Annotated in this window: 21 protein-coding genes; 16 read left to right on the top strand and 5 right to left on the bottom strand. The window is 45.4% G+C overall.

Translation table 11 applies throughout. The features are described from left to right. Nucleotides 1-13: 13 nt before the first annotated feature. Nucleotides 14-640 (bottom strand): hypothetical protein, encoded by a 627-nt coding sequence (locus J7E78_RS15535; protein ID WP_053061396.1) that lies wholly within the window; start codon nucleotides 638-640, stop codon nucleotides 14-16. A gap of 514 nt (nucleotides 641-1154) precedes the next feature. Here J7E78_RS15535 and J7E78_RS15530 point away from each other — a divergent pair. The 5 genes from J7E78_RS15530 (at nucleotide 1155) to J7E78_RS15510 (ending at nucleotide 5615) form a co-directional block, all read left to right on the top strand. Beyond that, nucleotides 1155-3278 carry a 5'-nucleotidase C-terminal domain-containing protein gene (locus tag J7E78_RS15530; RefSeq protein ID WP_215077158.1) on the top strand — a complete coding sequence of 708 codons (2124 nt, stop codon included), beginning with the start codon at nucleotides 1155-1157 and terminating at the stop codon, nucleotides 3276-3278. Between the two features lie 132 nt (nucleotides 3279-3410). Then, on the top strand, nucleotides 3411-3713 hold the full coding sequence (locus J7E78_RS15525) for a hypothetical protein (RefSeq protein WP_215077157.1): 303 nt from the start codon (nucleotides 3411-3413) through the stop codon (nucleotides 3711-3713). Nucleotides 3714-4081: 368 nt separating this feature from the next. Then, complete coding sequence (locus tag J7E78_RS15520; protein ID WP_091035311.1) at nucleotides 4082-4627, top strand: 50S ribosomal protein L25; 546 nt, start codon at nucleotides 4082-4084, stop codon at nucleotides 4625-4627. A 191-nt stretch (nucleotides 4628-4818) separates the two neighbouring features. Next, complete coding sequence (locus J7E78_RS29425; RefSeq protein ID WP_251035077.1) at nucleotides 4819-5037, top strand: DUF4303 domain-containing protein; 219 nt, start codon at nucleotides 4819-4821, stop codon at nucleotides 5035-5037. Between the two features lie 236 nt (nucleotides 5038-5273). Further along, a complete protein-coding gene (locus J7E78_RS15510; RefSeq protein WP_047841001.1) occupies nucleotides 5274-5615 on the top strand; it encodes a hypothetical protein in 342 nt (113 codons plus the stop codon). Between the two features lie 83 nt (nucleotides 5616-5698). On the opposite strand, the gene J7E78_RS15505 is transcribed toward J7E78_RS15510, so the two are convergent. Next, entirely contained in the window at nucleotides 5699-6421 is a 723-nt protein-coding gene (locus J7E78_RS15505) for a YheC/YheD family protein (RefSeq protein WP_215077156.1), read from the bottom strand. Between the two features lie 94 nt (nucleotides 6422-6515). Between J7E78_RS15505 and J7E78_RS15500 the strand changes: the two genes are divergently transcribed. The 5 genes from J7E78_RS15500 (at nucleotide 6516) to J7E78_RS15480 (ending at nucleotide 13460) form a co-directional block, all read left to right on the top strand. After that, a complete protein-coding gene (locus J7E78_RS15500) occupies nucleotides 6516-6704 on the top strand; it encodes a hypothetical protein (protein ID WP_215077155.1) in 189 nt (62 codons plus the stop codon). A gap of 173 nt (nucleotides 6705-6877) precedes the next feature. Continuing rightward, entirely contained in the window at nucleotides 6878-7972 is a 1095-nt protein-coding gene (locus tag J7E78_RS15495) for a bifunctional glycosyltransferase family 2/GtrA family protein (RefSeq protein ID WP_215077154.1), read from the top strand. Continuing rightward, the gene (locus tag J7E78_RS15490; RefSeq protein ID WP_215077153.1) at nucleotides 7972-10263 is read left to right on the top strand and encodes a glycosyltransferase family 2 protein; all 2292 of its coding nucleotides are present in this window, start codon (nucleotides 7972-7974) and stop codon (nucleotides 10261-10263) included. The genes J7E78_RS15495 and J7E78_RS15490 overlap by 1 nt, the downstream gene beginning before the upstream one ends. 11 nt (nucleotides 10264-10274) lie before the next feature. Beyond that, entirely contained in the window at nucleotides 10275-12128 is a 1854-nt protein-coding gene (locus J7E78_RS15485) for a hypothetical protein (protein WP_215077152.1), read from the top strand. A gap of 192 nt (nucleotides 12129-12320) precedes the next feature. Further along, the gene (locus J7E78_RS15480) at nucleotides 12321-13460 is read left to right on the top strand and encodes a 5-methyltetrahydropteroyltriglutamate--homocysteine S-methyltransferase (protein ID WP_215077151.1); all 1140 of its coding nucleotides are present in this window, start codon (nucleotides 12321-12323) and stop codon (nucleotides 13458-13460) included. Nucleotides 13461-13586: 126 nt separating this feature from the next. Here the strand turns inward: J7E78_RS15480 and J7E78_RS15475 are convergent, their stop codons facing one another. Beyond that, on the bottom strand, nucleotides 13587-14303 hold the full coding sequence (locus J7E78_RS15475) for a DUF421 domain-containing protein (RefSeq protein ID WP_215077150.1): 717 nt from the start codon (nucleotides 14301-14303) through the stop codon (nucleotides 13587-13589). Nucleotides 14304-14497: 194 nt separating this feature from the next. Further along, a complete protein-coding gene (locus tag J7E78_RS15470) occupies nucleotides 14498-15589 on the bottom strand; it encodes a GntR family transcriptional regulator (protein ID WP_215077186.1) in 1092 nt (363 codons plus the stop codon). Between the two features lie 443 nt (nucleotides 15590-16032). On the opposite strand from J7E78_RS15470, the gene J7E78_RS15465 reads away from it, so the two are divergent. From J7E78_RS15465 to J7E78_RS29820, 5 genes are all read left to right on the top strand, one after another. Further along, a complete protein-coding gene (locus tag J7E78_RS15465; protein WP_215077149.1) occupies nucleotides 16033-17658 on the top strand; it encodes a xylulokinase in 1626 nt (541 codons plus the stop codon). Nucleotides 17659-17833: 175 nt separating this feature from the next. Continuing rightward, nucleotides 17834-18529, top strand: a complete 696-nt coding sequence (locus tag J7E78_RS15460) for an L-ribulose-5-phosphate 4-epimerase (RefSeq protein ID WP_215077148.1) — start codon at nucleotides 17834-17836, stop codon at nucleotides 18527-18529. A 273-nt stretch (nucleotides 18530-18802) separates the two neighbouring features. Continuing rightward, nucleotides 18803-20221 carry an L-arabinose isomerase gene (gene araA, locus J7E78_RS15455; RefSeq protein ID WP_215077147.1) on the top strand — a complete coding sequence of 473 codons (1419 nt, stop codon included), beginning with the start codon at nucleotides 18803-18805 and terminating at the stop codon, nucleotides 20219-20221. Between the two features lie 161 nt (nucleotides 20222-20382). Then, nucleotides 20383-21153 (top strand): AAC(3) family N-acetyltransferase, encoded by a 771-nt coding sequence (locus J7E78_RS15450; protein WP_215077146.1) that lies wholly within the window; start codon nucleotides 20383-20385, stop codon nucleotides 21151-21153. A gap of 336 nt (nucleotides 21154-21489) precedes the next feature. Then, nucleotides 21490-23184: a histidine kinase N-terminal 7TM domain-containing diguanylate cyclase gene (locus J7E78_RS29820; protein WP_215077145.1), complete on the top strand. Its 1695-nt coding sequence runs from the start codon at nucleotides 21490-21492 to the stop codon at nucleotides 23182-23184. Nucleotides 23185-23260: 76 nt separating this feature from the next. On the opposite strand, the gene J7E78_RS15440 is transcribed toward J7E78_RS29820, so the two are convergent. Then, a complete protein-coding gene (locus J7E78_RS15440; RefSeq protein ID WP_215077144.1) occupies nucleotides 23261-23608 on the bottom strand; it encodes a helix-turn-helix domain-containing protein in 348 nt (115 codons plus the stop codon). A 166-nt stretch (nucleotides 23609-23774) separates the two neighbouring features. Between J7E78_RS15440 and J7E78_RS15435 the strand changes: the two genes are divergently transcribed. Further along, a complete protein-coding gene (locus tag J7E78_RS15435) occupies nucleotides 23775-24578 on the top strand; it encodes a DNA-binding protein (RefSeq protein ID WP_215077143.1) in 804 nt (267 codons plus the stop codon). Nucleotides 24579-24636 lie beyond the last annotated feature (58 nt).

Genomic DNA, 24636 nt, shown 5'->3' with positions numbered 1-24636 from the left:
TCTCGATCTAATTTTAACGCCCGCCCGTATTCGAAGCCCAGACAGGAATCCAGCTGTTCGGATAATTGCTATTGGTCAGCGTTGTATTATAGAGAACTAAATTCCCATCACTTTGCATGACCAGTGTGTCACCTGTTGTGTTAGCTGGTAAGCTGCTCCCGTGATGACCTGGAATCCATGAGGTGGTATTGGGAGACCAAGCAGCTACCTGTACAGAAGTATCAATCATCAAAACTTTATCCCATCCCCAACCGGTGTAATATTCGAATTTACCTGTAGCCGGGTTGAAACCATAACGATAACCATATTGGTAAACATCTTGATATTTCATGCCATATTTATAGATGACAGGTTTCCCGTACTGTGATTCAAAATTGAATGAAAGAGCCCCACTATTACTAGTTCCGCTACTCCAGAGCGAAGAACCATTTTGATAGATAACAAAGTTCCCGTCATTTTGCCAAATGGCTGAGAACCTGCCATCTTGAGAGGTGAGATAGTCACCCTTTGCCATGCTTTGGCCGATCGTGAGTTTATCTCCAAGATAGCCAGCAGAAGCCGTTGCTGGTACGGCAAATGCAAGAATTAACAAGCAAGCCATAAGAATGCGAAAAGATCTGGGAAAAAGCCGTTTGTTCATTGGACACGCTCCTATTTTTCTTATAATGGTTAAAGCTAGCCTCAATTGATGTAAAAGGGGAACTAAGATCTAAAATGCTCCCAACGGTCACCTCCTTTAATAGAAAGTGTGAAAATCTTTGATACATATTATGTAATGGGATGTGTGTGTGTTAGGAGGTGGAGGCTAAATGTTCTTTAGTAGAGGAGTTGCATCATCAGGCGAAAGTGCATACTTTATTTTCCATTATAGCAACAAAAAATATAAAAGCCATATTTTTCTATATGAAATTTTGAATCTATCACAAGTCCAATGCGTCATAATGTCTCGTCTCCTGAGCTAGAAAAAAACCTATTATTCGCTTGAATAAATTGAAGCCAAACACTAATTTTGGTGCAGCTCGAGACATAGGTATTCATCTCCTCTATCAATCTCCCAAAATTTTTACATACATTTTATATATTTTATGATTTTTATGAATTGAACTATGGTAAAATATCTCAGGATCTAAAATTGGAGAGGGGTTTTTTCATTCATGTTTTGGAAAAAAGTTTTGGGTAAAAGCACACTGCGTGTAGCTACTGCTGCACTATTACTCACGCAACTATTGGGCGCAGCAGGTTCTGTCTCTGCCGCAGGTAACGATGTAGAAGTACACTTGATTGGAATCAATGATTTCCACGGTCAGTTAGATACCACATCAATCGTGGGTGATAAGAAGGCAGGAACGGCTCCAATTCTAGCAACCTATCTCAAAGAGACTCAAGCCAAATATGAACACTCCCTACTCTTCCATAATGGAGACTCTGTTGGTGCATCTGCTCCAGCCTCATCTCTGGATCGTGACGAGCCTACCATGGAATGGATGAATATGATGGGATTTGATGTAGGGTCCTTGGGGAATCATGAATTCGACCAAGGTATCGCTGCATTAAAGGCACAGATCTTTGGTGGCCTTGATCCAAAAGAAGGTAAGGTAACGCATGCTGGTGCAAAATTTGATTACGTCAATGCTAACGTCATTGATACCGCTACTGGCAAAACATTGATTCAGCCCTATGTGATTAAAGAAGTGGGCGGAGTCAAAATTGGATTTATCGGATTAGTGACGAAGTCTACTCCTGCCAAAGTATCCCCATCGGGTACCGCTGGTGTGCGTTTCTTAAGCGCAGAAGAAGAAGTGGAAGCCGTTAATAAATATGCTAAAGAGTTGCAAGATAAGGGCGTAGAAACGATCATCGTGTTGGCGCATGATCCGGCATCAACCAAAGAAGGCGTAACCACTGGAGAAGCGGCTGATTTGGCAAAAGCTCTACCAGCAGATTCCCCTGTTGACGTGATCGTTGCAGGTGACAATCATGCTTTGGCTAATGGTGAAGTGAATGGAAAGTTGATCGTTCAAGCTTATTCCTATGGTACGGCGTTTGAAGATATCAAGCTGATGATTGACCCTGCTACCGGGGATGTTACTGAAAAATCAGCGACCGTTACAACGACTATCCAAGAGGGTGTAAAAGAAGATCCTGAATCTTTAGCTATTATCAAAAAATCATTAGACAAGCATCCTGAGCTGACGAAGCCAGTAGGCACAACGGATGGTTCTGTTACCCGTACAGATGCTTATAATAACGAAGCCCCTCTAGGCAACCTCATTGCAGATTCAATGCGTGAAGCAGACTTTGGGGATAAGGCAAGTGCTGCTGACTTTTCATTTATGAATCCAGGCGGTATTCGTGCGGATCTGCCACAAGGCGATGTGACCTTTGCTGATCTTGCCAAAATCCAACCGTTCGGTAATACTCTAGTGAAACTTGAGCTGACTGGCAAACAGGTTAAAACCTTGTTGCAGCAGCAATGGGGTACGAATGCTGACGGTACACCTAATACCAAAACACTCCAAATCTCTGGTTTGAAATACACTGCAGATTTCAATAAGCCAGTGGCAGAACGTATTACTGGTCTTACTCTGGAAGATGGAACACCAATTGATCCTGCAAAAACATATACGGCTGTAGTTAACAACTTTATGGCAGCAGGTGGAGATAACTATAAAGTGCTGTTGGATGCTAAATCATCCCTGGCAGGTCCTATCGATCTGGATGTATTCTACCAATACATCGTAGACACGTATAAAGGCGGTAGCATCGTAGCTAAAAATGAAGGACGTATCACAAACCTGGCTGCATCTAGCGAGCCAACAGAAACACCTGTAACAACAGAAGTCATTTCTCGTGCTGAATTTGTAAGTGCTCTGGTCGACATGTTGAAACTTAACGAAGTAGCTACAGCACCTGCATTCAAGGATGTTGCGGCTAATGCTGCATATGCAGATGCGATTGCTGAAGCTACGCATGCTGGATTCATTCAAGGTTATGGTGGAAACTTCTATCCTGATCGGGATATCACGCGTGAAGAAGCTGCTACCATTCTTGCTAAGTTGGTAAAAGATCAAGCGACTGATAAAGACGCTGCTACGATTATTGCTAGTTTCGAAGATGGTAAATCTGTGTCCGCCTATGCAATTAAACCTATGGCAAAACTGATTAACAAAGGTATTTTTGCTGGAACAGATAAAAAATCACTTCAACCTAAAAAAGGTCTGACTACTAACGATGCAAAAGCATTAATTGAAAAAGCTGTTGCAGCAAAAGCTTCATAATTTAGAACTTAGTCAAATTTTATATTAAAACAGGAAAACACATCCGATTGGGAGAAGGTTATATCCCAATGTAGGATGTGTTTTTTCACGCTTGGTGGTGTAAAGCTCAAGTATATTGTGGGAGAGGCCAACGTGCGCCATGGCTTAAAACATGTGAACGACACAGGAATATCCTTCAGGCCGTTCTTCGAGATTGAAGGAGCAGAGTCCTTTGCACATAACATCAACACCTCGCGGCTTGCTTATGTTGAACATACGGCAGATATTTCGCGCACGATTAAGGCTTATATGTTACATAGCAGAACAGATCGTATATCTATATTTACGCGGGAATATGACATTCCGCTGAATACGACACTTGGCAACATTGCGGAAGACTATGTTATTGAGACATTGGATATGTATCATATTCTGGTACAAGATGATAAATTCTGACGAATCCAACGAGTATCGAGGATATATAAATTTAGAGATGAGGACATGAAGGCCACTCCATCGTTGGGGTGGTCTCTATGCTGATCAACGACGCGGACTGAAAGGAGACGCTTTTGATCATATCATGGGGTTAAATCGACAAATCTAGGTTTCTATGATAGGGTTGAAGCATCCCATAGGCATTCTACTCTTCGGAGTAGAGTGCCTTCATGTATATTATGGGTGCTTACATTAAATGTATTTTAAAATCAATTGGATCGTATATGGAGGTGGTGATGCTATGTTTCTCTCTTTAGCCCCTACAGGGGATGGTTGGATGAGTATGAAAAATGTGAAAATATCATTTAATAAAGAGGAGCGAACATAGCATGACTACTCGTTTTCAAGCGGAGACCCGCATTCCATTAAATTCTTCTCGACTTAAGGATCTACGTAAATCCGGGCGTTTGCCAGGTATTGTGTTTGGCAGAAATACGGAGAATGAGATGATTCATATTCCAACAATAGAATTTCAAAAATGGTTGAAGCAAGGAGCGTCTGGTTTTATTGAATTGCAGTTTGAAGAGAAAGGTTCATTGACCGTATTATTGGAAGACCTCCAACGTGATTCGGTTACACGAGATTTGATTCATGTGGATTTTCAACAGGTGCAGACCAATGAGATCATGCGCACAAAAATTCCTGTCAAGTTCAACGGCACACCGATTGGCACAAAGCAGGGCGGAGTCGTGCAAGTTCAATTATCTTCTATTGAAGTGGAGGCATTGCCGAGACACTTGCCAACGTCGATTGAATTTGACATTAGTGCTATGGAACTTGGAGAAACGCTACATGTAAGTGATGCAACGTTTGCTCCAGATGTGACGGTGATCTCTGAGGGGAATGAGTCTCTTCTCTCTGTAGTTAAACCTTAACAATTCCAAATTCGCAAAGCTGAATAAGTCAAAATTAGCCGTACGGGTGATCATCTGTACGGCTAATTTGTGCTGATTACGAGATGTTGAAGTGCTTCCATCCTCACAAGGCGGGTAGTCTGGAATTCACCTCACGTATGTCTTTTGCTCGCGTACAGGCGCAATGATCCTGATATTTCGCTACCTTTTCACTGCCGCCAGAACGTCTTTTTTGCACTCTTTTTGAAAATGGTGAAGGTTACTATTATTGTACGTTATACACTACTGGCGAGGGACATGCGCCAAGCATCTCTGCATGGTCGTGGGAAGTTTTGGCGTTGGAATCGGGCAGAATTTCCGGCTATGCAAGCATGGTTGGCAGAGGCGGCAGAATAGAAGCATCTGCAATTTGGAGAGTTTTGACCTTCTAGTATGTACCGTTTCGACTCAATTGGCCAATAAGATGATACTAACAGTAGATCTATAATTCGCGAACCACCTTTGCACAGTAAAGGGTGGTTTTTTGTGTTTGAGTTATGACATCAAAGCTACTAGTTTTCCTCTACCACTGTATAAACACACTTTTTCTACCTTGTCCACATTTATACCTTACCAAAACAATTCAATTGCATTTAATAGACTATCAATAAAAAAGGAGGTTTTGAGAATGGGAAATAGAAGACCTGGAGCACCTAGAGGTGGTTATGACCCTGTTCAGATCTATAATTCTACTTCGTTTAATGCGAGTGGAGTAGTGGAGTATGCATCCATCTTTTGTAGCAACGATAGATATAGCGTTCAGCGTGACGAGACTTGGAGATCTTCCGACCGTGGTGTGTGCCTGGTAACTAGAATCACTGCGACGGTTAGAACACCGAGTGGGAATATTGAGGCTGAACCTTATACCTCTTCCGGTACTTCGTACAGCCAGTTCGCCATTATACAGGTAGGGGTTAATCAGTTCCGAGTGACACGTGTTACAAGTGCGATTAGAAAATGCCGGAAATAACCGAAGAGGGTTAATATCGAGATTAGGCACGAAATATGGAGAGACGACTTGCCCGGGATAGCAGGCAGGTCGTCTTTTTTGTTTTAATGTTTCTTGTACCATAATATTCTGCGGTACATCAAGGAGTCTTTCATGAGTCGGAAAGGACGCAAATCCGGTTGATAATTGCCTTCGATGATCCAAATTCGCCGTTTCTTGTCAACGGCTATATCGAACCCGACTTGTCTAAGCATGGGGTAATGCTGTCCCAATCGTATGGCGGCTAATCGTGCAACTTGTTCCGCTTTGACAAGCAAGCGCCGATCTCCAATTCGAGCTAGTCTCAGTGCCTTAAGCACTGGAATGGGTCGGTTATTCACATTGGTGACTTGGTATCCTTGTGCCGCAACTTTAGCATAGGAACCTGTCACGTTCCAAGTGGACGAGGAGCCTTTTTTGCGCTGAACCATGATCCGAATGTCGAACGGCCTGTGTTTAATTTGAGCAAGCTGCAGACGCTTTTGGACAATATATTCATCACTTTTGTTCGTTTGTTCGAGCCAATCGAGTAACTGATCGTTGTCTCTCATGGTGACCGTGTTATTTTCATTTTGAATACGATAGGCTTTTGCGCCGTCTCGTCTAATGAACAGGATATCCCTTCCGTAACTCCCATTGCGAGGTTTCAGTACAACGCTGGGATATTGAAGAAGCATCTTTGTTAGCGTATCCTTCTCAAGCAACTCTGTTTCTGGCAACCGTTCTGCGAGAGAGGGCTCATCGCTCAGAATGCCATACTGTAACCATTTGTCTCTTTCGAATAACATTGGAATCACAGCCTTTTTCAATCGTCTACGGTAATTCTAATTCAAATTCATGATCCGCATAAGTGGCCATCCGTCCAGATTTGTAAGTCGAAGCATGTCCAATCGGTCGATGGAGACAGAAGATGAACTTTTGCGAGAAACGACGGCATTCTGGGAAGGCGTTCATCCACGCTTTGAGTGGCTTCTGGATACGCAGGCGCACTTCTATCACCATCGTGGACAACTGCATGCCATGCTGGTACATGTGCTGAAACGAGAGCCGAATGTCCAATTGTTCGAGTAGTGCTAGACTAACCCTCTACTAGTATTTTTCGCCTATGAATTCGCTTATAAAAGAGTGCAACTTTTTTACCAATATATATACAAGTTATTCGTTTACTGTATGCCTTTTCGATGTTATACTCACAATATTCAAAAAAGAATCTGTGAAAATATGTCGAATTGAGGCTTATCAGGATGATTATAGGTAGACAAAACGGCGAAACGATCATCCTCATTCCATCGCTTGAACCGGATGAGAGACTTCCAGCCTATGTAAGGCAATTGCGAGAGTATGGATTGACAAATATTGTCATTGTGGACGACGGATCTGGTGAGGCCTACCAGTCGATTTTTGAGGAGCTTCGTGAGAACGGTTGTACTCTGCTGACACATGCGGAAAATCAGGGGAAGGGTGCGGCACTCAAGACCGGATTTGAGTATATTGGTCAACAGTTCGACGCATCCTCCTTCGTTGTAACCGCTGATTCAGACGGACAACACGCAGCTGAGGATGTATACCGCATAGCCCAAGAAGCAAGGCTTCATCCGGACTCATTGGTGCTTGGGGTAAGGAACTTCAGTGAGGGGAATATACCCCCAAAGTCCCTGTTAGGCAATCGGATGACCTCCTTTATTTTTGCCATGTTGTATGGTAAAAAGCTGTCAGATACCCAGACTGGGCTTCGTGCCTTCGGTCCAGGGTTACTTGCGTTTATGCAGGATGTTCGCGGCACTCGATTTGAATATGAGCTGCAGATGCTTATCTCGTGCATTCAGTCTGGCATACAGATTCATACCATGCCAATCCAAGTCATTTATGAGAATGGCAATGCGGGCACTCATTTTAAAGCGATTCAGGATAGTGCTCGGGTCATGGGAGTGCTGTTCTCCAATTTCCTGCGGTTCATTTCATCATCGGTGGCCAGTTCGGTTGTTGATTTGGGCATCGCCTGGTTTTTGATCGACGCGTTGCGGCCCATGTTGGGTGAGCAACACTATCTAAGAATTCTGCTTGCAACCGTGATTGCGAGAGTGATTTCCATTGTGGTCAACTATGTACTGAACAGACACTTTGTATTCCGCAAGGAGGATAGCCAGGGAAGTCTATGGCGCTATCTAACGTTATGCGGAGTAGTGATTTTGCTTTCCAGTACCGGTGTATATATATTCCATACCGTTCTCTTCGTAGATGAGAAATTGGCGAAATTCGTCTGTGATGCCATGCTGTTCCTGCTCAGTTTCCAATTGCAGCGAAGATGGGTATTTGCAGCAAGGAGGAAGCAGTTGTAGTGCAAAACGAAAAAAGGCAGAATATCTTTTTTGTCATCACGATGATCCTGATGTCGATTTATTTGCTCTGGCGTACGTTCTTTACGTTGCCATGGGGTGAAGGCGTGCTGAACGTCATTTTTGGTATGCTGCTGATTGTGGCTGAGACGGTCACCGTACTGACAACCTTTGAATTATTCTTTCAAAAGATGCAAAAAGAACGTACACAGCTCGATTTTCCAATCGTCCCGCCGGAGTATTATCCGGATGTGGATGTATTTATTGCTACGCATAATGAGCCCGTTGATCTGTTATATAAAACCGTTAATGCCTGTACGTTCATGGATTACCCGGACAAGCGGAAGGTTCATATCTATCTCTGTGATGATGGAGCAAGACCAGAGGTGGAGGAGCTTGCCAGACAATTTGGTGTGGGATATCTGGGGTTTCCCGGAAATAAGGATGCCAAGTCTGGTAATCTGAACAATGCACTGAGCAAAAGCTCTTCGCCGCTCATTGCAACGTTTGATGCGGATATGATTCCACAGCACACCTTTTTGATGAAAACGGTACCCTATTTCATGCTCTCCACGTTTATTAAGGAGAATGAGGTATGGCGTCCTCGCAGGCAGGACGAGATGGACCCTAAGTTCAAGCTTGGTCTGGTACAGACCCCGCAGAGCTTCTACAATCCGGATCTATTCCAGTTCAACCTGTATGCAGAGCAAGGTATTCCGAATGAACAGGATTTCTTCTCCAGAGAAGTGAACATTCTGCGTAATGCCTCCAATGCGGTAGCTTATACAGGAAGTAATACGATCATTTCCCGGCAGGGCATGGAAGACATCGGAGGTTTTCCGCTCAATACGATCACCGAGGACTTTGAGACAAGCATCCGCTTGCAGCAAGAAGGTTATATTACCTATGCGACTCAAGAGGTTCAAGCTGCCGGGCAGACAACAACAACAGTGAAGAGTATGATTAAGCAGCGGATTCGTTGGGCACGGGGGATCATTCAGAGCCTGCAGAATACGCGTGCGCCCTTATCTGGGAAGCTTCCTTTCTGGACGAGAGTGACCTACTTAAGCAGTTTCTTATACTGGTGGTCCTTCTTTAACCGCTTGATTTTCATTTTGGCACCTATTTTATTTGCGTTGTTCGACTTCCAGATTGTTAACACAACCTTCTGGCAAATCTTAATATTCTGGCTTCCATCTTATTTCTTCTATAGTGTATCCATGCGATATCTGTCCAGCAATATTCGGAATCAGCGATGGAGTCAGGTTATCGATACGATATTCATGCCTTATTTGATCTGGCCGGTTCTCCTGGAGACGCTGGGAATTCGTGAGAAGAAATTCAAGGTTACCAACAAAAGCAGAGCAAGTGGTCGACAATGGATGTCTGCTCTTTTATATGCACTTCCGCATATCTTCTTGCTGTTGCTATCCATTGCAGCCGTGATTCGGTATGTCAATGGCAAGTACGGCATTGCGCTGTTCTTCAGCAGTATCATTATTTTCTGGCTAATTCATAACATGATTGCGCTGTGTTACGCCCTGTTCTTCATGATCGGCCGCCGTGCGTATCGGGAGACAGAACGGATTCGGGCGCAGGAAGATGTCACGATTCACGACCAAGCCAACAATCTGCGATATCAGGCCAAGACGGTTGATGTATCTGAACAAGGTATTGCCTTCTATGTTCCTTATCCCATTTATTTGGCTGAGCAGAAGATCATCTCACTGGTTGTCAAAACCGAGCGATATGAGGCCAACCTCGATGCAGTCATCGTTTATGTGAAACAGGATGGAGAGGGCTGGCGTTACTCCGCAACGGTTCAGCCGATTGATGAGAATGATAACCGTCAATACATGCAAATCATCTACGACCGTAAACACTCATTGCCAGAGCAGATGAATCTGTGGGATACGGCTTATGACGATATGTTACGCAATGTAAAAAAACGGATTGTTCAACCCAGATCGGATCAGCGAAAAATGCCGCGGCTATCCCTTCAGCTTCCAGTTCATTTCACCAATGATGACAGCTGTACGCTGCGCAGCTTCAATTATCGTTTCTTCTCCGCGACGGGATTTCATGGTGATATTGCGGCAGGAGCGGTCGTTACTTTTTATACGAAGAGTAATATTGAAGTCATTTTGCAACATACGGGAAAAACGACAGCCCGTGAGCGCGAAGTGCTTCTCTCGGTGGAGAATATCGATGATATTGTGGAGAAGGGCCTGATCGACCAATTGCTGACGGATTTGATTCACCCACATTCCGATCGTTCCACCAGAGAGGGTTAGGAGAGATAGAGATGCTCATTGTGCTTCATTTTGTGATGGGAGTTTTATTGATATTCTCCTTTCTTGGTTATATGCAGTTTGTACGGAAGGCACTATCACTACGTTGGGAGTTCATCCCTGTATTTGTGTTTTCCTCGATTGCCTGCATTGTTTTTCTGAGTGGTTTGGCAGGGCAGCTCTTTTTAGGCAGCGTTATCGTATTGATTATAGGGTTGGTGCTGTACAGAGGCAGTGTAGTCGGCGCCTTGCGCCAAGGTATATCTTTTCGCATGTCCTTTTCCATATTCCAATTTTCATTCCTTGCAGGGACTTTTGTTTTCTTGCTGGTACTCTTTCAGAACCAATTAACACATTACGATAATTTCTCCCACTGGGCTATCGTATTGAAGCAGATGCTCAGTACAGATGCCTTTCCGACGCCAGACTCCGACCTGATTGATTTTAAAAACTATCCGCTCGGGACTTCGTCATTTATTTATTATGTCTGTCGTTTCATGGGGCACTCCCAGTCCGTAATGCTCTTGGCACAGGGATTGCTTATCTTTTCCTGTTTTTATGCCATGTTTGGCATTGTTTCGGAGAAGAAACGCTTTCTTCTGTACGCTTTTCTCGGACTCGGGTTATCTACAATTTCGTTTTTCAATCTTACGATTCGGATCACCAATCTGCTCGTGGATTTCTTGCTTCCGATCTACGCGCTCGCCATCCTGGCTGTTGTGTACCAGTATCGTAATGAGATCAAAAAGGCATGTATTATTGTTCTTCCGCTTGCCGGGTTGCTGACGATCATCAAAAGCACAGGGGTTATTTTTGCAGCCATCGGCCTCATCTTCCTGGTATATACATGGCTAAAGCACGGGCAAAAGTTCAGTTGGAAAACGGCGCTTGCTGTGGTGGGCACGATCTGCGGTGCGCTGATTCCATATTTCGGCTGGAGCTGGCGAATGGCGACGGTATTCCAAGGGATTGATAACAAGTTCGAGGGAACAGCCTCGGTGATCCAAGCTGGCAAGACAGGAGAACAGAAATGGGAGATCCTGACGCTCTTCCTGAAATCAAGCATAGATATCACGTCCAGGCCTGTGCTCGGAATTGTACTTTTCCAGCTTATCGCGATCGGAGCTTCGGTATTTGCCGTTGTTGTGCTCAAGAAGAAGTGGAACTTGTGGAAAGCATTAATTGCGTTGGACGTTGTTCTGTTACTGTATTATGCGGGTATTCTGGCGTTGTATCTCTTCTCCATGCCATTGGATGAAGCAATTGTCCTGGCTGGATTTGAGCGTTATGCATCGAGTATCGTGGTGCTATTCGCCGGTGGGCTGGTGTTGTGCGCTGCGATCGACTTGGAGCGATCATTCCACTATCGGATTGGTGAAGTACCAGATTATCAATCCTTTAAGACAGTTGAGACAAAAGGTCATTATCAGAAAGGCATTATCGGCTGTATGGCGGTTGCGGCCACCATCCTTTTATCCGAATATAATGGTATCGTGTCTATTGCCCAAAGCTATGATACAACGCTCCCGTACAAGATTCATGCGGTTACTGGTGATCGGTGGTACCCAGGTGGGCAAGAGGATAACAACAGATATCTCTTCTACGCTTCAGATAGGGACCAGCAGGTCACGAACTATTACATGCAATATGTAGGGAAGTATTTCTTGTATGCTCCTCATGTGGACGGGATTGTGTTGTTCTATGAGGACAATATGGACAACCTGTTGAGCGGCTACGATTATCTGGTTGTTGTAGAGACAGACCTCAATGCGAAGTATTTGCTGAAAAAACATTATGGCATCGACATGCAGGAAGGGATCTACAAAATCTCCCGTTCCGGGGATCAGATTGTTCTTACGTTGACTTGAGAACATAGATGGTGAGACCCTGTTCCGGATATCCGGTCTGGTCAGATGGAATACATGACTTCTATATAGAGTCCGCTTAAAATAGCCCGCTATAGCTAATACCTATAGCGGGCTATTACTCTTTCGTAGAACAGTTATTCCGATCGGATATGTTATATTTAATTCTATAATAATAAACGGGGAGATTAAACTATGAGCGTACAAACCAAGCCTAAACAACGAACCGTCACTCCATTTCGATATGATATTGTGGGCAGTTTCCTGCGCCCAAGTGTGTTGAAGGATGCCCGATTAAAATACCAGAACGGCGAAATTACCACGGAACAGTTGAACGAAGTGGAGAATGCCGAGATTGTGAAACTTGTACAGAAACAAAAAGAGGTTGGCCTTCAGGCTGTAACGGACGGCGAATTCCGCCGCTCTTGGTGGCATCTGGACTTTTTCTGGGGACTAGATGGTGTTGAGCGGACAATCATTGAGGAAGGCTACCGATTCAACGGTGCGACATCCAGACCGGAAACAGCTCGTCTGAGCGGCAAAATCAGCTACAGCAGTCATCCATTTGTAGCGCATTACGCCTTCTTGAAAGAAGCCGCTGGGGAAGACGTTGTTGCCCGTCAATCCATCCCGGCAGCTGCACAGTTCCTATTCGAATTGGACCGGGCGGATAATAAGGAAAGCACACAGGCCATCTATCCAAACCGCCAAGAGCTTCTCTCAGACATTGCTGGGGCGTACAAAGCATCCATCCTGGCCTTCTATGAAGCCGGCTGCCGCAGCATCCAGATTGATGATTGCACGTGGGGTGCATTGTGTGACCAACAGTTCATCACAGTGATGGAGCAGATTGGCGTTAATGTGGAAGAGTACGCAAACGAACTCGCAAAACTGAACGAAGATGTGGTATCTGGCCTGCCGGAAGACCTCGTGGTAACCACTCATGTCTGCCGCGGTAATTATGTTTCGACATTTGCAGGGGTTGGTGGGGGTTACGAGCCAATTGCGCAGACACTTCTGAGTATCGATAACTACTCTGGATTCTATCTGGAGTTTGATACGGAACGGGCAGGTGATTTCAAGCCACTTCGTTTCCTGAAGGATAATCAGCAGGTTGTACTTGGCCTCTTCTCTTCCAAATTCGGAGAGTTGGAGAACAAGGAAGATATTCTGAAACGGATTGAGGAAGCCAAACAATATGTTGATCTGGATCGAATCTGCCTGAGCCCGCAATGCGGCTTCGCTTCCACGGAAGAAGGCAACCATCTGACTGAGGAACAACAGTGGCGCAAGCTTGCCTTCATTAAGGAAATTGCCGAAGAGCTCTGGAAGTAGCAATGCCGAAGGTAGATTAAACCAATTAAGTCGTATGGACCAAGGTCTGTGCGACTATTTGTCATGCTGCAGGAAATAGGATATTCGGCGACTCGTGATGAGGAGTGGATTCCACACTGTGTTCATTCAATGATGAATAGGGGGAAGCTTCGCAGATGAATGCTTCTCTGAGATATACAGCTCACCGTTGTCATCTACAGATGCAAAAAAGATGTCGTCCTGACGTAGTCCTCGTGTTTGAAGTTGGGATGCAAGCCATGTGGTATCCTTTTGAACATAGGCCAGGGTGTCTTCATATACTTTCCCTTCTATGATCAAAGGGTAGGAGGCGCTCTTCTTTTGCTTGACCAGGCCCAAATCTTCAAGAGAGGGAGCAGATTTTGATTCTTTTTTATAAACGGTCAGCTTGCCGTTAGCCTCCAGTATGGCGAAATCAACATCGCCTAGATGAAATATATCTCGTTCACGCAGCATTTGAAGAATGTTGTCCACCGAATATTTTACTTTTATCAGGTTGGGGACAATGAGCTGGCCTTGACTTACAACAACAGTTGGTTCAAATGTGATAAGGTTTCCAAATTTTCTCCATTTAATCGTCAGAACAGAAACGAGCCGCTGTGTAAGACCGATTAATATGATCGCCACCGCGGTATGGATATGCTCAATTTTGGGATCAGCAATATCAGCACCTACAACAGCTCCCAAACTAAGGACGACCAGAAAGTCGAACACAGGCAGTTCCCCAACGGATCGTTTGCCCATGAACATACCTACAATGAGCAAGAGAGGGAAAATCGTAAAAATCCTTCCTGCAACCAGCAAACTATCTTTCACTATTTCCATGATTTCCACACCAAGGTACCCGCCATTTCCTTCTGAATTAATAAGCTCTGAACATATCATGAGTCCTATCATTATTGCCAAGAAGAAAACGAAAATAAACAGTCACTTGGTAATATATCAAACTCAATTCACATTCAAAACCTGTTAATCTTCAGCGGCTATACCTATATAATTCTGTGGCTGAGCTGGTTCGTTTATTCCACTTCGATCTCCTTCACCGTCTCTCCCTCAACCAGCACCGGCTGATAGTAGGTGTTCCTCGGCAGATCCTTTTTGCCTTGCAGATTCTTGATCACCCAGTCGGCAGCATCACGGCCCATCTGCTCTTGGGGATGGGTTAGCGTTGTAAGCCGGATGTTGGCGTTCTTGGCGATGTACGAATTGTCTTGTCCAATGATGGATAACTCATCCGGGATCGAGATGCCCAGTTGCCTGCAGGCGTTCACAACCTCCAGTCCCACCTCATCGTTGTAACAGACAATCGCGGTGAGCGAATCCCTGTTTTCGTCCAGATACGTGGCTACATTAGAGGATAACTCCGGTTTCGATGCGGTATCAAAAGAAAGCACTTGATCAGGATGGAACCGTAACTTCGCTTCACCCAGCGCCTTGATGTACCCCTTCATTCGGTACTTGCCTTGTAGATCATCCATTTTGGCAATAATGCCGATCTGGGTGTGGCCTTTGGCGATCAATTCCCGTGTGGCAAGATAACTGGACTGCACGTCATCCAGGCAGAAGAACGGAACCTCCAGCTCCTCATAGAACGCATTAATCATCGTAAATGGCACATCCTGCTCTTTGAACGATAGGTAGTATGCAATGTTAGGATTGTAGAGATTACTTTTGGTCGGTTCGACAATCAGGCCATCCACACCGTAGGAGAGCATCATTTCGAGTGCTTTTTTCTCCTGTGCCACATCATTATTGGTGCTGGCGAGCAGTAACGAGTAGTTGTCCTCATTCAGACGACTCTCAATACCGCGGATAATGGAAGGAAAGATGTAATCCGAGATGTATGTTGTAATCACACCGATCGTTTTCTTTGACGTATTGCCGCCTGATCGTGATCGATACTGGTTGCTAACGTAAGTGCCTGAACCCTTTTCGCTTCGTAAAAACCCTTCGTTTGATAACTCCAAAATAGCCTTCCGCACCGTCTGGCGACTTACGGTGTAGCTTTCCTGTAATGCCAGCTCGGTTGGGATCTGTTCGCCTATGCTATATGTCCCCGAAAGGATATGACTCTTTATATCATCAATGATGACCTGGTATTTTGGCTTCACGTAGTCCACTTCTTTCATCGTTACTCATCTATATCAACGTTGTTGTTCAGATAGTTGTACGTACATATTTTAGCATGATTCAGACGGGATGAAAATAAAACCGAACATTTTTCAAAATGAGCCGTACATATCCAGTCTTTTTGCATGGAGGTGTACCTTACAGCATAGCCATTTTAGAGACGTTTAAGCCCTTTTAATGATCAAATAGAGCACATTATGTGCCCTTTGTAAGTATAACTATTATATATGATTGACAAATGTACGTACAAAAAATATACTAAGGCTGTCAGAAAAGGAAAGCGCATTCTTTGATAACACAACAGGAAGTATCTAGACAAAATTCATAAATACATCATCAGCCATCGCTGTAAGTAGAAGCTTCACCTTTTATATATCATCCTATAGGATGTGAAATCGCGACCGGAGAGGGGATACACGTGATTATGAGTCAATTGGACTTGAAAGAAGCCATTACCAAGGGCGCTACTTCGCTCGGAATTGAATTTGGATCAACGCGGATTAAGGCGGTGTTGATTGACGAGCGTTTTGAGACCATCGCATCAGGCAGTTATGAATGGGAGAACCTCCTGAAAGATGGATATTGGACGTACAACCAGGAGGATATCATCACAGGTCTGCAGACGGCTTATCGTGAGATGAAGCAAGATGTGGAACAGAAATACGGAATTACGCTGCGTAAGGTCGGTTCTATCGGATTCTCGGCCATGATGCATGGATATATCGCATTGGATGAGGCTGGCGAACTGCTGGTACCTTTCCGTACTTGGCGTAATGCTACAACGGGAGCAGCTGCAAGAGAGCTAACAAATCTTCTGCAATTCAATATTCCGGAACGCTGGAGCATCGCTCACTTGTACCAAGCGATTTTGAACGAAGAGGCACATGTGCCACAGATCGATCACCTGACAACCTTGGCTGGATACATCCACTGGTTGCTAACGGGCAATAAGGCGATTGGGATCGGCGATGCTTCAGGCATTTTCCCAATTGACGAGTCTACACATAATTACCACCCATCCATGATCCAACAGTTCGATGAACAGATCGCAGGCAAAGGTTATCCGTGGAAGGTCGAGGACCTTCTTCCCAAGGTATATCTCGCTGGTGAGAATGCAGGTGCATTGACGGAAGCGGGAGCCAAGTTGCTCGACCCTTCGCAAGATCTGCAAGCAGGCATTCCGCTCTGCCCGCCAGAAGGCGATGCCGGAACGGGTATGGTAGCAACGAATAGCGTGAGAAAACGTACGGGGAACATCTCCGTTGGGACATCCGTATTTGCGATGATTGTACTCGAGAAGGAATTATCCAAAGTGTATCCCGAGATCGATATGGTCACCACGCCGGATGGTAGCCCAGTAGGGATGGTGCATGCCAACAACTGTTCCAGTGATATCAACGCATGGGTTGGACTGTTCCGTGAATTTTCCCAAGCGATGGGATATGAAGTGGATAACGGCAAGTTGTTTAGCGTGTTGTTTAACAAGGCTTTGGAGGCAGACCCTGATGGTGGTGGTTTGCTCAGCTATGGCTACTACTCAGGTGAGAATATTACGGGACTTGAGAAAGGCCGTCCATTGTTCGTCCGCTCTCCGGAAAGCAACTTCAATCTGGCAAACTTCATGCGGACACATCTGTTCAGTGCCTTCGGTGCACTCAAGCTGGGTATGGACATTTTGACGGAGGAAGAGAATGTAGCCATTGACAGCATTTTGGCTCACGGTGGCCTGTTCAAGACCCCTGTCGTCGGACAACGGATTGTAGCTGCTGCGATGAACGTACCGGTGTCGGTAATGTCTACCGCTGGTGAAGGCGGCGCATGGGGCATGGCGCTTCTGGCTTCGTACATGATCAACAAGGATCAAGAGGAGAGCCTGGATGTGTTCCTGGAGCAGAAGGTCTTTAAGGATGTTGAGGGTGTCGAAGTGGCGCCGGATGCATCGGATGTGAAAGGGTTTGAAGCATTTATCGAGCGCTACCGGAATGGGCTCACAATTGAGCAGGCAGCTGTAGATCATCTGGTAGAGAATGTTCAAAAAGACCGCTTTTGATTACGAAGGATGCCTAGTGGCATCATCAACATCGAATATGGAATTCAGCTGAAATGTCCGTTGCTCACGTAGCTCTATCTACGCTCCGCTACTCCATTTCTAGCTTCATCCCATCTTCTCGGTACTGAAAACCGACTTTTTGAACACGCACTTTTAGAGAACGGGAGGGAATAACATGTTAGAACAACTGAAGGAAGAGGTATTCCAGGCGAATCTGGAACTGCCAAAGCACGGACTTGTAAAATTCACATGGGGTAATGTCAGCGCAATCGATCGGGAAAGCGGTCTGTTCGTGATCAAACCAAGTGGCGTTAGCTACGATGTGATGAAAGCAAGCGACATGGTTGTGGTTGATCTGGACGGTAACGTGGTGGAGGGTGAGATGAGACCTTCCTCGGACACCGCAACACATGCCGTACTATATAAGCATTACTCGGAGATTGGCGGTATTGTGCACACACATTCCACGTGGGCGACCATCTGGGCACAAGCCGGACTGGACGTACCTGTAATGGGAACCACACATGCGGACACGTTCTATGGTGCGGTGCCTTGTGCACGTTTCCTGAATCAGGAAGAGGTGGATCGTGGATACGAAGCGGAGACGGGGCGCGTCATTATTGAAACGTTTGAACAGCGTGGGATTGATGTTATGGCAGTTCCGGCTGTACTGCTCCATGGTCATGCACCGTTTACGTGGGGGAAAGATGCCAAGTCTGCGGTGGTGAACAGTGTCGTGCTGGAGGAAGTATGCAAAATGAACCTGTACGCGCGGCAATTGAATAACTTTGCGAAGGAACTGCCACAAGGCATTTTGGATAAACACTATCTGCGAAAACACGGCAAAGACGCGTATTACGGACAGAAGTAATTAGTTTGTGTATCGATCGGATGACACTAATCCAATCGAATAGGTCTTGTGCTACTACTGCCAACGAAGTTGTATAAAACTTTTACACGATAACGGAGAGTGCAGTACCAATCTGTAGAAGCGAAGCGCTCGCCTTTATAACCGGATTTCACCCTTATTAAAATTGATCAAAGAAATCCGGGGATAACCAGCGATCGGAAGATGGTACTGCAATCGGAGTGGTAAGTGTAACCCATTTGTTCAACTATAAAATAATGAAATGAGGATGATTATATGTCAGCAGCAAAAGAATTCTGGTTTGTGGTCGGTTCACAGCACTTGTACGGAGAAGAAGCACTGGGTGAAGTCAAAGCCAACGCACAGAAAATCACGGATGCCCTTAATGCCAGCGGCGTACTGCCGTACCCGCTTGTATTGCAGGATCTGGCGGTAACCGCAGATAAAATCACAAGCATCATGAAAGAAGTCAATTATCGCGACGAAGTAGCGGGTGTCATTACGTGGATGCATACCTTCTCCCCGGCGAAAATGTGGATTCGTGGTACGAAATTGCTGCAAAAACCTTTGCTGCACTTGGCAACCCAATTCAACGAAAGCATTCCGTGGGCAACCATCGACATGGACTTCATGAACTTGAACCAAGCGGCACATGGTGACCGCGAATATGGCTTCATTAATGCTCGTCTGAGAAAACAAAATAAAATCGTTGTTGGCTACTGGGAGCGCCCAGAAGTGCAACAGCAAGTTGCAGACTGGATGGACGTAGCGGTAGCTTATAATGAAAGCTTTAACATCAAAGTAGCGCGCTTCGGTGATAACATGCGTAACGTGGGCGTAACCGAAGGTGATAAAGTGGAAGCGCAGATCCAATTCGGATGGACGGTTGATTACTTCGGCATTGGCGACCTCGTACAATATGTGAACGCTGTGACAGAGCAGGAAATCGATGATTTGATTGCTCAGTATGGAGACCTCTACGAATTCGATTATGGCACGAACAGCAAGGAAGCTTGGGAAGCCAGTGTACGTGTGCAAGCGAGTTATGAAATTGCGATCAAACGTTTCCTGGACGAAGGTGGGTACAGTGCCTTCACTACAAACTTCGAAGATCTGCATGGCATGAAACAACTTCCGGGTCTGGCTGTACAACGCCTGATGGCTCAAGGGTACGGATTTGCCGGTGAGGGTGACTGGAAAACAGCTGCGCTGGATCGCTTGCTGAAAATCATGGCCCATAACGAGAACACAGGTTTCATGGAAGATTACACATACGAGATGGCTGCAGGACAGGAAGCGATCCTGCAATCTCACATGCTTGAAGTAGATCCGACGCTTGCCAGCACCAAACCGAGAATCATCGTATCCCCACTGGGCATTGGCGATCGTGAAGATCCGGCACGTCTCGTATTCGACGGCAAAGCAGGCGAAGGTGTCGTGGTATCCATGGCAGACTTCGGTACACATTACAAACTGCTGATCAACGAAGTATCCGCATTTGAACCAACCGTTCCAGCGCCTAACCTGCCGGTAGCACGTGTTCTGTGGAGCGTGAAGCCTAACTTCCAAGATGGAGTGAAAGCATGGATCGAAAATGGTGGTGGTCACCATACGGTTGTATCCTTGAACCTGACTACAGATCAGATCGTAACGTATGCGAAGCTGGTGAATCTGGAGTACGTTATTATTAAGTAAAAGTGGATTGGCAGCTACTGCTTGAACTCAACCAATTTTTTTCTCTGTGGCCGGGGGTTAACCCTCGGCCATTTGTTTGTTATGCTGAGAAGCATGATGTGAAGCTGAGCAAGGATTTGCTTTTTCATCGAAAAAGGGATAAGAAGTGAAGGAGGAAGGACATGTATACAAAAGAAAGCTTGATGCAGCACCTAGAGCTGCTCGGTATGGATAGGCAAGGCACGTTGCTCATTCACTCTTCCATGAAAAGTATAGGCGAGGTTGAAGGTGGAGCAGACACGGTGTTGGATGCCTTTAGCGACTATATGAAAGAGGGATTGCTGGTGCTTCCCACGCATACATGGTCTACCATTAATGCGGATAACCCAGTGTTCCACGTGGAAACTTCTTCCTGTTGTGTTGGTATTCTTCCTGAACTTTTTCGTAAACGTCCGGGCGTCGTTCGTTCCTGGCACCCTACGCATTCGGTAGCGGCACTGGGAAGGGACGCAGAGGCGTTTACGAAGGACGATCATCTCTTCGATACACCATGTGCGAGAGGTTCAGCCTGGGGGAAGCTGCTAGATCAGAAAGCGACGATCTTGTTAGTAGGCGTTGATTTGAAGCGGAATACATTTATCCATGGGGTCGAAGAGTGGGTAGACATCCCTGGCAGAATGACGGACGAGCATGAGATGCTGTATACGGTTTTACCAGATGGAAGCCAGATTTCAGTACCATCCCGCAGACATTGTGGGTTGCCGTGGTCGGAGCATTTCTGGAAAGTAGATGAGGTATTGGTTCGCGAAGGTGCGATGCGTAAAGGAAAGCTCGGTGATGCGGTCGTAAGAGTGTGTGATGCGGCTAAGACCGCAAAGGTAATTACGGAGATGCTGAAGGATAACCCCGATCTATTCACGGACAATCTCCCTCTACATGCGGTAACCGAATGATATAAGGGCCGTCCGATAGTCGGATGGCTCAATATGAATTACATGACAATGTCCATATATCTCCGGAATAGATGATCTTCCTCTCCTGTTTGTACTCTAAACCTTTAAAAGCATTCATAAATAATCAGAAATAGATCAGCATTTCGATCAGAGGTTGGTCGGACTTCCAGTGTATGGGCTACTCACCCTTATGGTGGTGTGATAAGATATGGTTAAATTAACCAATAAGTTTGGCGTAGCAATATTGTATAGGTGTTTATTGAAGTTTTATATACGTATCACTTAGAATCATGAACAACCACGTTGTCATTGTAGCATCTAAGAAGGAGAAGATTCGTGAACCCTTTAGTATGGTATGATCTCTTTTTATTTGTCCTATTGTTCGGTGTAGGTGTATATGTGTTTACTACGGTTAGAATTACGAACTTACATAAGGTGTACTTTTTGTTTCACGGGTTGATGATGCTGTGGCCGTTCTGTCAATTTGCGAGTACGCTCACGGATGATTCCGGTCTGCAGTTGTTCTATGTTATGTTATCTTTCGTCGCGGTCTCCTTGCTTGGGAGCGGGTGGCTTCTACTGACGATTTTCATTACCGGTTATTCAGAGCGTTTGAGTGCAAAAGGAACCTTCTTGCTATTTGTCCCAGCGGTGATCGGGGCTATAGGTGTGGTCGCAAATCCATGGAATGAGTTCGTCATTCCACTGGAAGGCGGGTACATCGAGCGGGCTTACGGTCCTTGGTTCTGGGTTGTGATGGTTATTCTGGTGAGCTATTTCTTGGCGTCTCTCGTCGTTCTGTTCCGAGCGGTGTATTCTTCGCAGACGTCTGCCATGATCAAAAAACAGGTGAGAATTACCCTGTGGGGCATCTTGGTCTTGGCTGTCTTTGCAACGATTGATGCGATCCTGAATGTTGTGCTAGCCCGCTGGTTGCCGATCATTCCTGGCATGACTTCGCTGGGGATCTTTCTGTCGGATCTCTTCTTCGTCTATGTGATCAAAAGATACAATGTGTTCGATCTGGTCTCCATCGCGCATGAGGACGTGATCAATACCATTCCATATGGCATCCTGGTACTGGATGAGAATGAAGTCATTGTTGAAGCGAACAAAGCCTCACGATCCTTTATGGATCTGCATGTGGGGGATTGTTTTGATATGGAAGCCTTCCTAGAGTCTGTTCATGTTGTGGGCAGCTGTCGGGAGTTCGTGAATCACTATAAGAAAAAAGAAAATACCCTCTCCCATATTGAAGTGATCGTGGAACGGGACAATAACATCCGGCACTATATCCTGCAATCTTCTCCGATTGTGGATTCGGCTTTTGTGCCGATCGGTCATATCCTTACGTTCCAGGATGTCTCGCAGGAGCGCTTCTACGTGAAAGAGATGAATCGCCAGAACGTAACGCTTCAGGAGCGAAACCAGGCGCTAGACTTGATCCGTCAGGAGTTATCCGAGGCCAATCGCAAACTGGAGGAGCTCGCGCTGACGGACAGTTTAACCAACTGTTACAACCGTCGTTATCTGACCCAACATCTGAATCACGAGGTCATTACCAATATTCAATACAAAACCCCATTCTCACTCCTGCTGCTTGATATCGACTACTTCAAAGCGATCAATGATCGCTACGGACATGTCATCGGTGATGAAGTGCTCGTTCGCACGGCTGAGACGCTCAAACAATCCATTCGCAGTACCGATATCCTGACGCGTTATGGCGGGGAGGAGTTCATGATCTACCTTCCGCATACGGAGCATGACTTGGCGAACCAAATCGCGGAGCGCGTGAGAACAGCTGTGGAGTCCAACCACATCATGGTGGATCACGAGATTATGCAGGTGTCGATTACGATTAGTATTGGAATTCTTTCCTTTGAGAACTTTGAAGTGGAGCATGTACCGGAAAATCCGGAGGGGTATTTGACTCAGCTATTCGCTGCGGTGGATAAGGCGTTGTATCAGGCGAAGCAGAATGGGCGTAATCGGATTGAGTTTGCGGCGTTTGAGCGGGGAGTTGTTTGAAAAGAGAAATAAGAGAAGAGTGGAGACGTGCTCCACTCTTTTTTTGTATTAAAGAATGATGTTGATACAGATATATTTAATCGGAATTTTTATGTGATTTTTCGATAGCATTTAAAACTTCTTTGCTAATTTTGGTCAATGATACGATTGTATCTGTACTTTTGCCGCTTATTAAAGTTATATGTTCATCTAAGGCTCTTTTGTACTCAGAGTCTTCTTTAAATTTAAAGATTTCTTCAGCAGTGACCTGCAATCCATTCATTATTTTCTCAAGAGTCTCCAAAGAAATGTTACGATCTCCCCGTTCAACTCCACCAATATAGCTGTAATGAAGACCTGCAGCTTCTGCCAGTTGTTCCTGAGTCCAGCCTTTTGCCTTCCTTAACTCACGTATTCGATTTCCTACGTCCTCTGGTAAACTCATTTGATCACCTCCACTTAAGATTAGAAGAGGTTATAGAATCCTTACAGACTAATATGTGCAAACTGTATAGCTAAATAAAAGTACTTATAAGTACAATTTAGATTGATCTTTTTTTGATTTATCTATACAATTATAAGAAAATGGATAATTAAGGGGGGCCTTCTCTTTGCGTAAATCTATCCTAAGATCACTCAAACCGGACATCATTGTTGAAATGTTGGACATGGCTGTGGCTTTTGAAAATTGGAACAAGGTGATGGAGAGGGCGGACATGTTATATCAATGTGTTCAGTCCATCCATGAAGAGCGGCAGGAGTATCACTCAAAGGGAGTGCCTGCGCCACATATACACATCGAGCGTCCGTTAGTCTATTATTACGGGTTCAGTCATTTAATGCAGGGGATGGCTCACCAGAAGATGGGGCAGGTAGATCAGGCGAGGGCATGTATCGATCAATATGCAGAACTAGGGTGGATGGAGGATCTGGATGAGGTAGGTATGCAGGTGGTACAGGAGTTCAGGCATAAGGCACGGGTGAATCGGTATGCTCTTGAGATTGAAGCCGGTCAGGAGGAACTGCTGGAGGAGTTTATGAACTTTTTGCCTGAGCATCCGGAGGAAGGTTTGGCAGGTCTGAAAGTGATTACGGAAGCAGCAGTGAGGCATAGGTGGCAGATTGATCGGCTTTTACATGTGTTCGAGGATCAGATACAGGGCGATGGCACAGAAATGAATTCTTCAAACAACGATGATATGTACCATTACTGTTATCAGCGGGCTTTGTATGAACAGTGGATGGGAAGACCGCAGGAGGCAGTGGAGTTCATTTTGCAGGCGATTCGGTTAGCGGATAAGCTTGGTTTGGATCGGTTTTTTATAAGGTGCACAGCATTGTTGGAATCATTGCGGGAAGAGGCGACAGAGGAGCAGATTGGACGGTATCGGGTGATGTTGGAGGAAATGAAGTAGGAGAGGTATTTACTGAAACTGGTAGGATATGCCTTGAAGTGGGTATATGCATATAGGA

It is taken from the genome of Paenibacillus polymyxa (assembly GCF_018614975.1).
GTDB lineage: Bacteria > Bacillota > Bacilli > Paenibacillales > Paenibacillaceae > Paenibacillus > Paenibacillus polymyxa_E.
This window is presented reverse-complemented; position numbering and strand designations above follow the sequence as displayed.

Bases quoted from the DNA above. Each gene is read 5' to 3' on its own strand.
- J7E78_RS15450 (WP_215077146.1), top strand. From the start codon at position 20,383: ATGTATACAAAAGAAAGCTTGATGCAGCACCTAGAGCTGCTCGGTATG.
- J7E78_RS15535 (WP_053061396.1), bottom strand. From the start codon at position 640: ATGAACAAACGGCTTTTTCCCAGATCTTTTCGCATTCTTATGGCTTGC.
- araA (WP_215077147.1), top strand. From the start codon at position 18,803: ATGTCAGCAGCAAAAGAATTCTGGTTTGTGGTCGGTTCACAGCACTTG.
- J7E78_RS15505 (WP_215077156.1), bottom strand. From the start codon at position 6,421: ATGTTATTCGAAAGAGACAAATGGTTACAGTATGGCATTCTGAGCGAT.
- J7E78_RS15485 (WP_215077152.1), top strand. From the start codon at position 10,275: ATGCTCATTGTGCTTCATTTTGTGATGGGAGTTTTATTGATATTCTCC.
- J7E78_RS15460 (WP_215077148.1), top strand. From the start codon at position 17,834: ATGTTAGAACAACTGAAGGAAGAGGTATTCCAGGCGAATCTGGAACTG.
- J7E78_RS15520 (WP_091035311.1), top strand. From the start codon at position 4,082: ATGACTACTCGTTTTCAAGCGGAGACCCGCATTCCATTAAATTCTTCT.
- J7E78_RS15495 (WP_215077154.1), top strand. From the start codon at position 6,878: ATGATTATAGGTAGACAAAACGGCGAAACGATCATCCTCATTCCATCG.
- J7E78_RS15440 (WP_215077144.1), bottom strand. From the start codon at position 23,608: ATGAGTTTACCAGAGGACGTAGGAAATCGAATACGTGAGTTAAGGAAG.
- J7E78_RS15480 (WP_215077151.1), top strand. From the start codon at position 12,321: ATGAGCGTACAAACCAAGCCTAAACAACGAACCGTCACTCCATTTCGA.
- J7E78_RS15510 (WP_047841001.1), top strand. From the start codon at position 5,274: ATGGGAAATAGAAGACCTGGAGCACCTAGAGGTGGTTATGACCCTGTT.
- J7E78_RS15530 (WP_215077158.1), top strand. From the start codon at position 1,155: ATGTTTTGGAAAAAAGTTTTGGGTAAAAGCACACTGCGTGTAGCTACT.
- J7E78_RS15475 (WP_215077150.1), bottom strand. From the start codon at position 14,303: ATGGAAATAGTGAAAGATAGTTTGCTGGTTGCAGGAAGGATTTTTACG.
- J7E78_RS15465 (WP_215077149.1), top strand. From the start codon at position 16,033: ATGAGTCAATTGGACTTGAAAGAAGCCATTACCAAGGGCGCTACTTCG.
- J7E78_RS15500 (WP_215077155.1), top strand. From the start codon at position 6,516: ATGTCCAATCGGTCGATGGAGACAGAAGATGAACTTTTGCGAGAAACG.